Annotated in this window: 12 protein-coding genes; 4 read left to right on the plus strand and 8 right to left on the minus strand. The window is 64.2% G+C overall.

The features are described from left to right. Window positions 1–56: 56 nt before the first annotated feature. From tpx to AAHK21_RS24035, 3 genes are all read right to left on the minus strand, one after another. On the minus strand, window positions 57–557 hold the full coding sequence (tpx, locus tag AAHK21_RS24025) for a thiol peroxidase (protein WP_028692156.1): 501 nt from the start codon (window positions 555–557) through the stop codon (window positions 57–59). A 166-nt stretch (window positions 558–723) separates the two neighbouring features. Then, window positions 724–2,004, minus strand: a complete 1,281-nt coding sequence (locus AAHK21_RS24030; protein ID WP_023631759.1) for a serine/threonine transporter — start codon at window positions 2,002–2,004, stop codon at window positions 724–726. Window positions 2,005–2,260: 256 nt separating this feature from the next. Continuing rightward, entirely contained in the window at window positions 2,261–3,460 is a 1,200-nt protein-coding gene (locus AAHK21_RS24035) for an amino acid aminotransferase (protein ID WP_367858564.1), read from the minus strand. A gap of 249 nt (window positions 3,461–3,709) precedes the next feature. Here AAHK21_RS24035 and AAHK21_RS24040 point away from each other — a divergent pair, with 249 nt between their 5' ends. After that, window positions 3,710–4,765, plus strand: a complete 1,056-nt coding sequence (locus AAHK21_RS24040) for a HEAT repeat domain-containing protein (protein ID WP_046855748.1) — start codon at window positions 3,710–3,712, stop codon at window positions 4,763–4,765. A 9-nt stretch (window positions 4,766–4,774) separates the two neighbouring features. Here the strand turns inward: AAHK21_RS24040 and AAHK21_RS24045 are convergent, their stop codons facing one another. Next, window positions 4,775–6,838, minus strand: coding sequence for an ATP-binding protein (locus AAHK21_RS24045; RefSeq protein ID WP_367858565.1), 2,064 nt, complete (start codon window positions 6,836–6,838; stop codon window positions 4,775–4,777). Continuing rightward, window positions 6,828–7,277, minus strand: coding sequence for a nucleoside deaminase (locus AAHK21_RS24050; protein ID WP_367858566.1), 450 nt, complete (start codon window positions 7,275–7,277; stop codon window positions 6,828–6,830). Before AAHK21_RS24050 ends, AAHK21_RS24045 begins: the two co-directional genes overlap by 11 nt. 145 nt (window positions 7,278–7,422) lie before the next feature. On the opposite strand from AAHK21_RS24050, the gene AAHK21_RS24055 reads away from it, so the two are divergent. Next, complete coding sequence (locus tag AAHK21_RS24055) at window positions 7,423–8,112, plus strand: type 1 glutamine amidotransferase domain-containing protein (RefSeq protein ID WP_367858567.1); 690 nt, start codon at window positions 7,423–7,425, stop codon at window positions 8,110–8,112. Between the two features lie 90 nt (window positions 8,113–8,202). On the opposite strand, the gene hppD is transcribed toward AAHK21_RS24055, so the two are convergent. Beyond that, entirely contained in the window at window positions 8,203–9,279 is a 1,077-nt protein-coding gene (hppD, locus tag AAHK21_RS24060; RefSeq protein ID WP_023629687.1) for a 4-hydroxyphenylpyruvate dioxygenase, read from the minus strand. 312 nt (window positions 9,280–9,591) lie between these two features. On the opposite strand from hppD, the gene AAHK21_RS24065 reads away from it, so the two are divergent. Further along, on the plus strand, window positions 9,592–11,178 hold the full coding sequence (locus AAHK21_RS24065; protein WP_367858568.1) for an EAL domain-containing protein: 1,587 nt from the start codon (window positions 9,592–9,594) through the stop codon (window positions 11,176–11,178). A 34-nt stretch (window positions 11,179–11,212) separates the two neighbouring features. Then, complete coding sequence (gene rarD / locus AAHK21_RS24070; protein ID WP_367858569.1) at window positions 11,213–12,100, plus strand: EamA family transporter RarD; 888 nt, start codon at window positions 11,213–11,215, stop codon at window positions 12,098–12,100. Here the strand turns inward: rarD and AAHK21_RS24075 are convergent. Both AAHK21_RS24075 and AAHK21_RS24080 read right to left on the minus strand, forming a co-directional pair. Beyond that, complete coding sequence (locus AAHK21_RS24075) at window positions 12,063–13,634, minus strand: TerC family protein (protein WP_367858570.1); 1,572 nt, start codon at window positions 13,632–13,634, stop codon at window positions 12,063–12,065. The genes rarD and AAHK21_RS24075 overlap by 38 nt on opposite strands. Before the next feature lie 184 nt (window positions 13,635–13,818). Beyond that, window positions 13,819–14,727, minus strand: coding sequence for a hypothetical protein (locus AAHK21_RS24080; protein WP_367858571.1), 909 nt, complete (start codon window positions 14,725–14,727; stop codon window positions 13,819–13,821). Window positions 14,728–14,846 lie beyond the last annotated feature (119 nt).

A 14,846-nucleotide genomic window follows, 5' to 3' on the forward strand; every position in this document is an offset into this window, starting at 1 on the left:
ACAGGGTCCAGGCCGTTACCGGGTGTTACCTGGCTCGCCGGCAAGCCGGCGAACACTTACTTCAAGACAGCCAGCGCCGCCTCGTAGTTCGGCTCGTCGGCGATTTCGCCAACCAGCTCGCTGTGCAGCACCTTGTCGTTTTCGTCCAGCACCACCACGGCGCGGGCGGCCAGGCCGGCCAGCGGGCCATCGGCGATGGCCACGCCGTAGTTTTCCAGGAACTCGCGGCCACGCAGGGTCGACAGGTTCTTCACGTTCTCCAGGCCTTCAGCGCCGCAGAAGCGCGCCTGAGCGAACGGCAGGTCGGCGGAGATGCACAGCACCACGGTGTTGGCCACGTCATTGGCCTGGGCGTTGAACTTGCGCACCGAGGTGGCGCAGGTCGGGGTGTCGACGCTTGGGAAGATGTTCAGCACCTTGCGCTTGCCGGCGAAGTCGGCAAGCGACTTGTTCGACAGATCGCCAGCAACCAGGGAGAAGGCAGGTGCCGCGGCGCCTTGCTTCGGCAGTTCACCGCTGACTTGAACCGGGTTGCCTTTGAGAGTCACTTGAGCCATGGCGGAAATCCTTATGCAGGTTTGGAAAAAGACCTCGAGTTAAGCATGAAGCCGCGCAAGTGCCTATAACCAAACATGAAATTGTTGCATTGCCAGACAATTCTTGTGGACAAAAAAATGCCCGGATCGCGACAAGCCATCCGGGCACACTGCTTTCAGCGACGCATCAGGCCAACAGGCCGTACACCACCGAGGTCAAGGCCACCAGGCCGACCACCACCACGAACACGTTGGACAGCGCACCACTGTACTTGCGCATCGACGGCACGCGGCGGATGGCGTACATCGGCATCAGGAACAGCAGGACCGCGATGATCGGGCCGCCGAGGGATTCGATCATGCCCAGGATGCTCGGGTTGAGGGTGGCGACGATCCAGCACACCACCAGCATCAGCGCGGCAACGATGCGGTCCAGGGCCTTGGCGCCCGGACGCATGCCGGTCTTGACGATCATGCCCTTGAGGCCTTCGCTGGCACCGATGTAGTGGCCCAGGAACGACTTGGCGATGGCGATGAAGGCGATCAGCGGCGCGGCGAAGGCGATGGCCGGCTGCTCGAAGTGGTTGGCCAGGTAGGACAGGATCGACAGGTTCTGCGCCTTTGCTTCAGCCAGCTGGGCGCTGCTCAGGGTCAGCACGCAGCTGAACACGAAGAACAGCACCATCAGCACCATCAGCAGATGGGCACGGCGCAGGATCTGGCCGCTGCGCTCATCGGCGTGCTCGGCGTAGCGGCGCTTCTGATCAACGGCAAAGGCCGAGATGATCGGCGAGTGGTTGAACGAGAACACCATCACCGGAATGGCCAGCCACACGGTGTGCAGGAAGGCCGAGCCGGACGGCACCTGGGTAGCGGTGTCGAGGATGCCGCCGGTCCAGTGTGGCACCAGGTACAGGGCCAGCAACGCCAGGGCGACGATGAACGGATACACCAGCAGGCTCATGACCTTGACCGTGGCCTGTTCGCCGCAGCGCACGATGGCCAGCAGGCCGAGGATCAGCACGAACGACAGGATCGCCCGCGGCGGCGGCGCGATATGCAGCTGGTGCTCCATGAAGCTGCTGACGGTGTTGGTCAGCGCCACGCTGTAGATCAGCAGGATCGGGAAGATGGCGAAGAAGTACAGGACGGTGATCAGCGCGCCGGCGGTGATGCCGAAATGCTCCTCGACCACGTCGGTGATATCGCCGCCCTTGCTGCCCGAGAGTACGAAACGGGTCAGCCCGCGGTGGGCGAAGTAGGTCATGGGGAAGGCCAGCAAGGCCAGGACCAGCAGCGGCCAGAAACCGCCAAGGCCGGCGTTGATGGGCAGGAACAGGGTTCCGGCGCCGATGGCCGTGCCGAACAGGCCCAGCATCCAGGTGGTGTCTTGACGCGACCAGCTGCCGAGGGTGGCGGGGGTCGATTCTACAAAGCGTTGTTCAACGCTTGGGGCCTGCTCATTCATTCCGGGTGACGCTCCACTCGCAAGACTGCAACAGGCTGAGAATGGCGAAATAGACGATTCGCCCAACTCAACCGGGGAAGAGGGGCGCGATTGTGCATGCAAAGGTTGCACTTGGGGAAGCCCCGCCCGAGGGACGGTTGCACTTGTCTGTACAAGAAAGCGGGTTTTCGGGTTGCTAAAACTATCGCGGGGCAAGTCGCATCGGCGCACCGATGCGACTTGCCCCGCGCCAAAGCCAGTTCGGCCAGCGCCGATGTCAGCCCTTCTGCACGGCGGCAAATGCCTCGGCCACCTGGCGCAGGTTGGCCGGACGCAGCCCGGACATGCACACCCGACCACTGTCGATCAGGTACACACCGAACTCGTCACGCAGACGGCGCACCTGTTCTACGCTGAAGCCGGTATAGCTGAACATGCCGCGCTGGCGCAGGAAGAACTGGAAGTCCTGGCCTGGCAGCAGCTCGCCGAGCAGGTCGACCAGGCCCTGGCGCATGTCGAGGATGCGCTTGCGCATTACCTCCACTTCCGCGGCCCATTGCGCGTTGAGCGCAGCGTCACCCAGCACGCCGGCCACCAGCTGGGCGCCGAAAGCGGGCGGGCTGGAGTAGTTGCGGCGCACGGTGGCCTTGAGCTGGCCAAGCACGCTGGAAGCGGTGGCGGCATCGTCGCAGACCACCGACAAGCCCCCTACCCGCTCGCCGTACAGCGAGAAGATCTTCGAGAACGAGTTGCTGACCAGGCAAGGCACGCCGGCACGGGCCATTTCGCGGATCGCATAGGCGTCTTCGACCAGGCCTTCACCGAAGCCCTGGTAGGCGATATCGAGGAACGGGATCAACTGGCGCGCCTTGACCACTTCGACCACCTGTTGCCACTGCTGCTGGTCCAGGTCGACGCCGGTGGGGTTGTGGCAGCAGGGATGCAGCAGGACCACGCTGTTCTGCGGCAAGGCCTGCAGGCTGGCCAGCATGCCGGCGAAGTCGACGCCGCGGGTGTCCGGGTCGAAGTACGGGTAGGTGTGCACCTTGAAGCCCGCGCCTTCGAAGATCGCCCGGTGATTGTCCCAGGTCGGGTTGCTCACCCACACCTCGGAGCCTGGGAAGTAACGCTTGAGGAAGTCGGCACCGACTTTCAGCGCGCCCGAGCCACCGACGGTCTGTACGGTGGCCACGCGGCCATCGCTCACTGCCGGGTGGTCGGCGCCGAACAGCAGCGCCTGGATCGCCTGGCGGTAGGCGGCCAGGCCTTCCATCGGCAGGTACAGCGAGGCTTCATGGGGCTGGCCGGCCAGGCGTTTCTCCACCTCGGCCACCGCCGCCAGTTGCGGCACCACGCCGGCTTCGTCGTAGTACAGGCCGATACTCAGGTTGACCTTGGCAGCCCGCGGGTCAGCCTTGAAGGTTTCCATCAACGAGAGGATCGGGTCGCCGGCATAGGCATCGACATGTTTGAACACAGCGTGCAGCTCCTTGGAAATCAGGACAGTTCAGGAAAGGCTCAGCCGAGGATACCCGCAGAGCGCCACAAGGAACATCACCGATGTGCAAGGAAACCCTGCAGGTTTGCAAGACCGAACCCGCAGCCCACGGATTTTGCCAAGCGCCGCCGCCCGACGGCTCGATACCAACCCTGGACCGCACCCTGATCGTTGCAATTGCCACCTGCCTGCCCCAAGCTCTGCCGTACCGCCACCCCGGACCACGAGATGCCCAGACGTCGCCCTCTCCTGATCGCCCTGTTGCTGCTACTCGTGCTGCCCGCGTCGATCGGTTACCTGTGGCGTGACCGCCAGCCCGCACCGCCCAGCCTGCCGCCCCACAGCTACGCCAAGGCCTTGCGCCAGGCACACGATGGCCTGCCGGGCGCCGCGCGGGTGCTGTACCAGCAGTTGCAGCGTGACGACCTACCGCCCATCCGCCGCGCCGCGCTACATGCCGAACTACCCAATTACCCCTCGCCACAGGCGTTGAAACTGGCCAGCCAGGACCTCGAGCACGCCGACCCATTGGTACGCCGCGCCGCCATCACCAGCATCCGCCGGCTGCTGCCGGCCGCCCAGCGCAGCCTGGTGCTGGGCCCATTGCTGGAAGATGACGAGCAAAGCGTGCGCTTCGCCGCGGTGGACGCTCTGCTGGGTCTCGACCCCGACGCCATCGGCCTGTACTTCGGCCCCTTGCAGGATGCCCTGGAGCAGTACGAGCAGACCCTGGAACAACAGCCCGACGACGCCGCCGCCCAGCTGCACCTGGCCCGACTATACATGCATGAACAAGCCTACGACGCAGCCTCCAGGGCCCTGCGCCGCAGCCTGGCCGTGGCCCCTGAAGGTCTGGACGCGTTGGCCACCCAGGTCCGCCTGCTGGAGCAACAGGGCCAGCACGACGCCTCCCGCGAGGTGCTCGCGAAAGCCCTGGCGCTACGCCCGGACTCCGCGTTCCTGCAATACGAACTGGGCCTGTGGCTGACCCGCCATGAGCAGCAGGAATACGCCCTGCTCGCCCTCTCGCGGGCTGTCGAGCTGGAACCGGAAAACAACGATTATCGCTACACCCTGGCCATCACCCTGCACCAGCTGGAACAGCTCGATGCCGCGCAAAAGCAGTTGGAGACCGTGCTCAACCGCCAGCCGGCCAATCGCCGGGTGCGGGTTCTGCTGATCGAGTACTGGAAGGAAACCGGCCAATTGCAGAATGTCCAGGTCCTGCTCGCCGAGCTGGAACGGCAGAACCCGGACGACCCATTCCTGCAGCAAGGGCTGTGAAGCCCGGCCTCAGGCCTGCAGCATGCGCTGTATCTGCACCACCAGCATCTGCAGCGAGAACGGCTTGAACATCAAGGCCGTGCCGGGCTCGTCGAGCAGGGCCTGCTCCACCGGATCGGTGGTGAAGCCGGTGATGAACAGGATCTTCTGCTCGGGCTCGATCATGCGCAGCGCCTTGGCCACCTGGCGGCCGCTGAAGCCTCCCGGCAGGCCAATATCGGTGATCACCAGATCAAACGGCCCTGCATGCCGGAACTGCCCCAACGCGCTGTTGGCATCGGGCACATCACACACCTCGAATCCGCAATCGAGCAGCGCCTCCTTCATCAGGCCGCGCAGGTTTTCTTCATCATCGACCAGCAGCAACCGTTCACCCTGGATCTGCCGCGGCAGGACATCCGGAGCGGGGCTCTCCGGCAACGTCCCCTGGTAGCGCGGAAACATCATCACGACCCGTGTGCCTTGGTCGATCGTCGACTCGATCCATATCTGGCCGCCCGACTGCTGCACGAAGCCATGCACCATGGGCAGCCCCAGGCCCGCCCCCTGCCCCAGCGGCTTGGTGGTGAAGAACGGTTCAAATACCCGAGCCAGGTCCTCGCGACTCATGCCATGGCCATCGTCCTCGACCTGCAGCGTGACATAGTCCCCCGGCGGCAAGGCTGCCGCGCCCTCGCTCGGCTGCGCCAGCCGTTCGTTGGCGGTGCGGATCGTCAACATGCCCTTGCCCAGGCAGGCATCGCGGGCGTTGCTGCACAGATGCAAAAGGGCGTTGCGCAACGTATCCGGGTCGACCTGCAATGGCCAGGGCGCCACATCCAGCTGCATGTTCAGGCTTATCTCGGCGCCCAGGGTCTGACGCAGCATCGGCTCCGCGTCCTGCAGCAGGTAGTTGATGTTCAGTGGGTTGGGCGACAAGGGTTGGCTACGGGCAAAGGCCAACAGGTTCTGGGTCAGGCCGATGGCTCGCTGAGCGCATTCCCGGGCCATCCGCACATACTCTTCCACGCGCTCCATCCGCCCTTGGGCGAGGCGTCGTTCGAGCAATTCCAGGCTGCTGCCGACGCCGGACAGTACGTTGTTCATTTCGTGCGCCAGCCCACCCGCCACCTTTACAGCGCCCTCCATGCGCTGGCTGTCGCGCACCGCCGCCTCGGCCAGGCGCTGGACCGCATTGCGGTCCTCGGTGATGTCCCTCCCCACCAACGTCGGCAATGCCTGGTTGGCGCTGCCGGTCCAGCGGAACCAGCAGTAATGGCCGTCGCTATGGCGAACCCGCCCCTCGAAGGGCGGCGCGGCGTGGCCCTGTACAAGCGCCATCAGCGCCAGCTGCGCTTCGGTACGGTCCGCGGGATGGAACAGCTCGGGCAGGGCCACTTGCAACTGCGTTGCCTCACCCCAGCCCAGAAGCCGATGCCAGGCAGGGTTGGCTGTACGTACGCTTAGATCGGCCTCAAGCATCAGCATCACATCGGGCGACAACTGCCAGGTATGGTCTGGATCGGCCAGGTACTGCGTCAGGCGCGTTTCGAAGGACTGCGCCAGCTCGCGCCATTCGTGACTGGCCCCGACACTGGCAGTGGTCTCGATCAGCGCGTGGAGGAACCCGGCAATCGCACCCTGGTCGTCGCGAATGGGCGAGAAGCAGCCAGTGACCCACGCCGTCGCCGCGATACCCTCTCGATGCACCGGTAATGGGGCATCCTCGATCAGGCTACCCTGCCCCTGCAACACCTTGAATACGGTTGGCCCCATGCTCTCCCAGGATTGCTCCCAGAGCGCGTCGAAAGTACACCCCTGGTGGTCGACAGAACCGCCCAGCAGGGCCTGGTAGGCGTCGTTGTGTATGACCGTCAGGGCCGCCCCCCAGACCAACGCACAGGGAAACGGTGACATCAAGACCATGTCGACGGCGATGCGCAGGGTGGGCGGCCAGGAGGTCAACGCCCCCAACGGCGTTGCGCTCCAGTCGAAGCCAGCGATGGGCATGCCCACCTCGGCCAGAGAAGATGACGGCGGTGCCAGATGAATGACCTGGATCTCTGCCCCCCGTGTGTCCAGGTCAGTGGCCAATATCTTCGTTCCACAGCTCTGGGTTGGCTTCGATGAACTGACGCATCAGCGCCTTGCAGGTCTCATCGTCATGCACTTCAAGACGCACGCCGCGGTCGCCGAGCAACTGCTCTTCGCCCATGAAGGTGACGTTCTCGCCGATGATCACGTGCTGGATGCCATACAGCAGGATTGCGCCACTGCACATGGCGCAGGGCGACAAGGTGGTATAGAGGGTGGACTCGCGGTACACCTGGGCCGGTTGCCGGCCTGCATTCTCCAGGGCATCCATCTCGCCATGCAGGATGGCGCTGTGCCGTTGCACACGGCGATTGTGGCCACGGCCGATGATCTCGCCCTTGTGCACCAGCACCGAGCCGATCGGAATGCCGCCTTCCTCGAGCCCCTTGCGGGCCTCGTCGATAGCGGCCTGCATAAATCTGGAAGTGTCCTGGTCCATGGCGTCTCCCGGTAGCGCGTCGACTTTTGCAGCAGCCTAGCACAGCGCCCGTGCCCATGGCGCATTGCGTGGCGGGGGCTATGCTCAAAAGGCTTTTGATCTTGCTGGCCAAACGTTTTCCCATGGATTCGACGGGCATGCGCACATGAACAAGAAGCTCCTGGTCGTGCTGACCAATACCGCCAAGTATCCCGATATCAAGCGCGCCACAGGATTGTGGCTGGGCGAGGCCGTGCACTTTGTCGACGCAGTGCAAAAAGCGGGTTTTACCGTCGACTATGTCAGCCCGGCGGGCGGCTATGTACCGATCGACCCCCACAGCCTGCAGATGGCGCCAGACCTGGACTGGCAATGGTACAACGACAAGGCGTTCATGAACCGCCTTGGCGCCACCTTGAGCCCCGGCCAGGTCAAGGCCGACCAGTACAGCGCGATCTACTACACCGGTGGCCACGGCGTGATGTGGGACTTTCCCGACAACCAGCCATTGCAGGAACTGGCACGGCGCATCCATGAGCGCGGCGGCGCGGTCGCCGCGGTGTGCCATGGGGTGGTGGGCCTGCTCAATATCAAGCTCAGCGACAACAGCTTGCTGCTCAAGGGGCGCAGGGTCACCGGCTTTTCCAATACCGAGGAAAAGCTGGTTGAGCTGGACAAGGTGGTGCCGTTCCTCACCGAGAACGAACTGGGCGCTCGCGGTGGGGAGTACAGCAAGGCGGACGACCCGTGGGCGGCTTATGTGGTGGAGGACGGCAGTTTGATCACCGGACAGAATCCGGCCTCCAGCGCCAAGGTCGCCGAAGCAGTGATCGGCTACCTGCGCAGGCAGCAGTAAGGGTTCGCCACAACGCAGCGCGGGGCAAGCCCGCTCCCGCGACCTTCCGGCGTGGGAGCGGGCTTGCCCCGCGAGTGTGTGCTCGACCGATTACTCGGTGCTCAACACGCCACGACGCACCTGGTCACGCTCGATCGACTCGAACAGCGCCTTGAAGTTGCCTTCGCCGAAGCCGTCGTCACCCTTGCGCTGGATGAACTCGAAGAACACCGGGCCCAACAGGGTCTCCGAAAAGATCTGCAGCAGCAGGCGTTTGTCGCCAGCCTCAGAGGCACCGTCCAGCAGGATGCCGCGGGCCTGCAGCTGGTCGACCGGCTCGCCATGCCCTGGCAGGCGCTCCTCGAGCATCTCGTAGTAGGTTTGCGGCGGCGCGGTCATGAAGCGCATGCCGAAGCCCTTGAGCGCGTCCCAGGTCTTGAGCAGGTCGTCGGTGAGGAAGGCCACGTGCTGGATGCCCTCGCCGTTGAACTGCATCAGGAACTCTTCGATCTGCCCCGCCCCTTTGGACGACTCCTCGTTGAGCGGGATGCGGATCATGCCGTCTGGCGCGGTCATGGCCTTGGAGGTCAGGCCGGTGTACTCGCCCTTGATGTCGAAGTAACGAATCTCGCGGAAGTTGAACAGCTTCTCGTAGAAGCCGGCCCAGTAGGCCATGCGCCCGCGATAGACGTTGTGGGTGAGGTGGTCGATGATCTTCAGGCCCGCGCCGACCGGATTGCGGTCCACGCCTTCGATGAACTTGAAGTCGATGTCGTAGATCGAGCTGCCTTCTTCATAACGGTCGATCAGGTACAGCGGCGCGCCACCGATACCCTTGATCGCCGGCAGGCGCAGCTCCATCGGGCCGGTCTCGATTTCCACCGGCTGGGCACCCAGTTCCAGGGCTCGGGCATAGGCTTCATGGGCGTTGCGCACGCGGAAGGCCATGCCGCACACCGAAGGACCATGCTCGGCGGCGAAGTAAGAGGCGGCGCTCTTGGGTTCGTTGTTCAGGATCAGGTTGATGCCACCCTGGCGATACAGGTGCACATTCTTGGAGCGGTGGGTAGCCACCTTGGTGAAACCGAGAATCTGGAATACCGGCTCCAGCACGCCGGGGGTCGGCGAGGCGAGCTCGATGAATTCGAAGCCTTCCAGGCCCATCGGGTTTTCGAAGATATCTGCCATGTTCTTTTCCTCATCTGCAGCGAAAAACGGTTGATTACAGGCTTTCGATGTGGAGATGGCGTGGTGGTGAACACGGGATCCCGCGCACGCTGCGGGCCAGGAAGTCACCAATGATCAGCTTGAACCCATGGTATGTCATATGGACCCATTCTCGGCGGGCTTGATTCCCCGGGAGGCGGAGAACCTTATTGTTGTATTCGTAACCCGATTCTACAGTGCGTAAATTTGTTTGTCGCGCTTTAGTTCGCAGGTTGTTCCGACAAACGGCTATTCTCTGCATCACCTACCGCCTCGCAGAAGGTCCACCCGCGCATGCCCTTGAACACCAAACGCCCTGCCCGCTGGAGCTGGCGCGCGCTGCTGCCCTGGCTGATCGGTGTCTTGCCGCTGCTGTGCGGGCTGGTGGTGATGCGCTGGCAGATCGACCAGGAGCTGGACGCCGACAGTCGAGTCACGGCTCGCGAAGTGGTGGTCCATATAGAAGCGGTACTCGACAGCCTGTCCAGCACGGCCCACCACCTGCTGCCCAAGGCCGGCCAGCCCTGCGAACAGGCGCAATTGGCGTTGCGCATAGAAGTCACGCGCAATGCCTTCGTGCGTTCCACCAACCTGTTCGATCGTGACTCCCTGTATTGCACCTCGTTGTTTGGTGATTTCGACGAGCCGGTCGACGCCAGCAATTATACCGACGGTCAGTTGTGGCTGATGGACGGCAACTCCGTCACACCAGGCCAACCACTGCTGGCCTACCGCGCCAGCCAGGGCGACAAGGGGGCGATCGCCACGGTCGATGGCCGCCACCTGCTCACGGCCCTGCGCCTGATCGGTAAGGACGGCCAGTTGCAAGTGCAGGTCGGCAACCACTGGATGGGCGCCGACGGCCGGGTGCGGGCCGGCACGCCGCCAGTTGCGGCCAGCGCGCCGGTGACGTTCTCTTCCACGCACTACCCGTTCAGCGTGCACGGCGGCTTTGGTCCCGACAAGCCCGGCGAGCTGATGCGCTCACGCTACCCTGCGCTGTTGAGCCTGTTGCTGGTGCTTGGGGCGGTAGCCGGGGGCGCCTGTCGCTGGCAGATCCGCCGTGCCAGCTCGCCCCGCGCCGAACTGGCCAGGGCATTGGAGGCCGGCGAGTTCCTGCCGTACTTCCAGCCGGTGGTGCGCAAGGGCGATTACCGCTGGGCCGGGGTCGAAGTACTGATGCGCTGGCAGCACCCCCGCGAAGGCCTGGTGCGCCCCGACCTGTTCATCCCCTACGCCGAGCACAGCGGCCAGATCGTCGCCATGACCCGCGGCTTGATGCTGCGCACGGCCCAAGCCCTGGCGCCACACGCGGCGTTGCTCGAGGACGGTTTTCACATCGGCATCAACATCACTGCCGACCACTGCCGCGACCTGGGCCTGCTCGATGACTGCCAGACCTTCCTCCAGCACTTCCCGCCCGGGCGGGTGGTGCTGACATTGGAGCTGACCGAGCGCAAGCTGATCGAGCCCACCCCGGTAACTCTCGACCTGTTCGAGAAATTGCACGCCATGGGCGTGATGATCGCCCTGGACGACTTCGGCACCGGCCAATCCAGCCTCAACTACCTGCGCCAGTTCAACGTCGACTACCTCAAGATCGACCAGAGCTTCGTCGCCATGATCGGCGGTGACGCCCTGTCGCAGCACATTCTCGACACCATCATCGAACTGTCGGCCAAGCTGGCCCTGGGCATTGTCGCCGAAGGCGTGGAAACCGAGGTGCAGCGCGACTACCTGGCGCGCCATGGCGTGGACTTCCAGCAGGGTTACCTGTTCGCCCGCCCCATGCCCGCCAGCGAGCTGCTGCTGGCCCTGGCCGTCCGCCCGGGCAGCCCGCAGTTGCCGCAAGGCGGTGCCCCTGAGATCATGCGCGGCTGATCCACCCGCTCACTTCCCGTTTTCCGAGGCATTCGTGTCAAAAGGCATTGTTTCGTCGGTCATGGCGTCCTGTCTGTTCGCTGTGATGTACTTCTATACCTCCTTCCTCAAGCCCCTGGACGGCGAGGAAATCTTCGGCTGGCGGACCCTGCTGACCCTGCCCTGCCTGACGCTGTTCATGCTGGCATCCAGGGACTGGAAGCGGGTCGGCGAGCTGCTCGGGCGGGTGCGCCGCACGCCGCTGCTGTTGCTCGGCATGGTCGGCACCTCGTGGTTGATGGGCGTGCAGTTGTGGCTGTTCCTCTGGGCGCCGCTGCACGGGCGCAGCCTGGAGGTATCGATGGGCTACTTCCTGTTGCCGCTGGCCATGGTGCTGACCGGGCGCGTGGTCTATGGCGAGCGCCTGTCGCGCCTGCAGAAGGTCGCGGTGAGCTTTGCCGCGCTGGGGGTTGGCCACGAACTGTACCAGCACGGCAGCTTTGCCTGGGAAACCGTGGTGGTGATGATCGGCTACCCGATCTACTTCGTCCTGCGCCGGCGTTGTCGCACCGACCACCTGGGCGGCCTGTGGTGCGACATGTGCCTGTTGCTGCCCTGGGCACTGTACTTCGTCATCCAGGGCCCGCTGTCGGCAACCGACCTGGCCGAGCATCCAGGCTTGTACGGCCTGATCCCGTTGCTCGGGGCGATCAGCGCCTGCGCCCTGATCGCCTACGTGCTGGCCAGCCGCCTGCTGCCGTTCAGCCTGTTCGGCCTGCTCAGCTACGTCGAGCCGGTGTTGCTGGTGGGCGTGGCCCTGCTACTGGGCGAGACCATCGGCCCCGACCAGTGGCTCACCTACCTGCCGATCTGGGCCGCCGTGCTGGTGCTGGTGCTCGAAGGCTTCAAGCACCTGCTGCGCCAGCGTCGGCGTTCGGTGTAAGGCGTACCTGGCGGACCCGGCGCTCCTCCACCGCCACCACGGTCATGGTCCAGCCATTCCAGGCCAGGTGATCGCCCACTACCGGCAAGCGGTCCAGCAGGCTCATCACCAGGCCTGCCAGGGTCTGGTAATCCTCGGTGGCACGGGCGGCAAAACCGGTGCGCGCCTGGACCTGGGCCAGGTTCAAGGCACCGCTGACGACGAAACCACCCGCCTCCTCGACCACGCCAGGCCCCTCCACCTCGCTTGCGTCCGGCAGCTCGCCGGCAATCGACTCGAGAATGTCGGTCATGGTCAACACACCGGTGAAGTCACCGAACTCGTTGACCACGAAGGCGATGTGCGTCGACTGCCCGCGCATCTGCTCCAGGGCGTTGAGGATGCTGAAGCTCTCCAGCAGATTCAGCGGCGCACGGGCCAGGGCTTCCAGGTCGGGCTGGCTGCCGGACAGCAGTTCCTTGAGCAGTTCCTTCTTGTGCACGAAGCCCAGCGGTTCCTCGATACGACCGTCACGGATCAGCGGCAGGCGCGAGTACGGCGAGTTGACCAGCGCCTGGGTGATGGTTTCGGCCGGCTGCGACAGGTCGATGGCATCGACCTTGGCCCGCGCCGTCATCACCGTGCGGATCGGCCGTTCGGCCAGGTTCAGCACACCACTGATCATCACCCGCTCACGGCGGTCGAACACCACCTGTTCTTCGCCACCCTCGACCAGGTCGGCGATTTCCTCGCCCACCTCGTCAGCCTCCACCCGGCGCCCGCCCATCAGGCGCAGCACGGCATGGGCGGTACGCTCACGCAGCGGCCGGTGCTGCTGCACACTGCGCTTGCGGCGGGCACGGGCCAGCTGGTTGAACAGCTCGATCAGCAACGAGAAGCCGATGGCCGCGTACAGGTAGCCTTTGGGGATATGGAAGCCCAGGCCTTCGGCGGTGAGGCTGAAGCCGATCATCATCAGGAAGCCCAGGCACAGCATGATCACTGTCGGGTGGGCGTTGACGAAACGGGTCAAGGGCTTGCTGGCGACGATCATGATGCCGATGGAGAAGATCACCGCGATCATCATCACCGACAGATGCTCGACCATGCCCACGGCGGTGATCACCGCATCCAGCGAGAACACCGCATCCAGCACGACGATCTGCGCCACGATCGGCCAGAACGCGGCATGGCGGGTCACGCCGCCGCTCTGGGCAACATGGCCCTCGAGGCGTTCGTGCAGTTCCATGGTCGCCTTGAACAAAAGGAACACACCACCGAACAGCATGATCAGGTCACGACCGGAGAAGGTCTTGCCGAACACCTCGATCAGCGGCGCGGTGAGGGTCACCATCCACGAGATGCTGGCCAGCAGGCCAAGGCGCATGATCAGCGCCAGCGACAGGCCGATTACCCGGGCGCGGTCGCGCTGGTGCGGCGGCAGCTTGTCGGCAAGGATGGCGATGAACACCAGGTTGTCGATACCCAGTACCAGCTCGAGGACGATAAGCGTCAACAGGCCCAGCCAGGCCGTGGGGTCGGCTAGCCATTCCATTAGCGGGTACTCACAGGGGATGCGTCACGAGGACGGGGGAAGGAAGGCCGGGATGGCCAGGGACTGGGGGGCTCCGCGAAGGCGCTCATAGGGACCTTGATAACAATTAGGGACGACGATCCTACAATCGAAGCAGAAGTTTCCGATAGCGCAAAACTATTACAAAAGCTGTAAGGGGTTTGACTCAGGCTTCAGGCCCCTGTGGCAAGGCTTCGGCCTGCGCAGTTCTGGCCTTGGCCGGTGGCGTCAGGCGCAGCACCCGGTCGCGGCCGCCCTCGGCGAGCAGGTATCCGCCTTTGCCATCCGGGACGATGGCCTGCGGTGCCTTCAGGTAGCTGAGAACCGTGTGGCGCGTGCCATCGCCATCGATACGCAACAACCGCGCACGGTGGGTCGAATCCTCGCTGATCCACAGCCCACGCTGGTCGCAGAGCAGAAAGGTCGGGTTGCGCAGACCTTCGATCACCACCGGGTCATTCCCGCCTTCGCTCAGCGCACGAATCTTGCCGGTGGCCTTTTCGGTATACAGCAGGCGCCCGTCGGCACAACGGGTCAGGCCCTCGGTTTCGGTAAGCCCCGAGCGCAACACGTCGAGCTCGCCGCTCTGCCAGTCATATCGCATCAACCGGCCATCCCCCTTGCGGTCCTCGATGGCGTAAAGGTGCTGGCCATCGTTGTACAACCCCTGCACGTTGTTGCCGTCGAACAGCTGACTGACCTGGCCATCGCGCGACACGCTGACCGGCGCCCCGCCGACCTCCTGGCTGAACGCCCAGCCACCGTCGACGGCGACCATGCCGTCCGGCTTGGACAGGCCTTCGAGCACCACCACCCGGTCCCCTTGCGCGGTAATACGCAGGATGCTGCCTTTGCCACCGTTGAGCTCGCGACTGACCAGCAGGCTGCCGTCGGCCTGAGGCAGCAGCGAAGCGGCCCGGGTCACCGAGTTGTGCAGCACCTGCACGCTCCAACCCTCGGCGGCCTGCACCGGGTAGAAGCTCTGCCAGGCAAAAAAGCCCAAGGTACAGGCCGCCAGGCCCGTGGTGGCCGCCAGGGCGAGGCGGACACCGCGTTTGCGTAGCACATGGATCATCAAGTCGGCTCCTGGAAAGTGCGGGCGATGCTAGCAAGGTGATGTGAAAAAAATGTCGACGCCACGATTTCCAGGCGTTTTCCTACACACATCATTCAGTAAATGGATACCGAGTATTT

The sequence above is a fragment of the Pseudomonas sp. TE50-2 genome, from assembly GCF_040813665.1.
Taxonomy (GTDB): domain Bacteria; phylum Pseudomonadota; class Gammaproteobacteria; order Pseudomonadales; family Pseudomonadaceae; genus Aquipseudomonas; species Aquipseudomonas soli.

Coding starts and splice junctions, on each gene's coding strand:
- AAHK21_RS24065 (WP_367858568.1), top strand. CDS start 9,592: ATGCCCTTGAACACCAAACGCCCTGCCCGCTGGAGCTGGCGCGCGCTG.
- hppD (WP_023629687.1), bottom strand. CDS start 9,279: ATGGCAGATATCTTCGAAAACCCGATGGGCCTGGAAGGCTTCGAATTC.
- AAHK21_RS24040 (WP_046855748.1), top strand. CDS start 3,710: ATGCCCAGACGTCGCCCTCTCCTGATCGCCCTGTTGCTGCTACTCGTG.
- AAHK21_RS24055 (WP_367858567.1), top strand. CDS start 7,423: ATGAACAAGAAGCTCCTGGTCGTGCTGACCAATACCGCCAAGTATCCC.
- tpx (WP_028692156.1), bottom strand. CDS start 557: ATGGCTCAAGTGACTCTCAAAGGCAACCCGGTTCAAGTCAGCGGTGAA.
- AAHK21_RS24030 (WP_023631759.1), bottom strand. CDS start 2,004: ATGAATGAGCAGGCCCCAAGCGTTGAACAACGCTTTGTAGAATCGACC.
- AAHK21_RS24050 (WP_367858566.1), bottom strand. CDS start 7,277: ATGGACCAGGACACTTCCAGATTTATGCAGGCCGCTATCGACGAGGCC.
- AAHK21_RS24075 (WP_367858570.1), bottom strand. CDS start 13,634: ATGGAATGGCTAGCCGACCCCACGGCCTGGCTGGGCCTGTTGACGCTT.
- AAHK21_RS24080 (WP_367858571.1), bottom strand. CDS start 14,727: ATGATCCATGTGCTACGCAAACGCGGTGTCCGCCTCGCCCTGGCGGCC.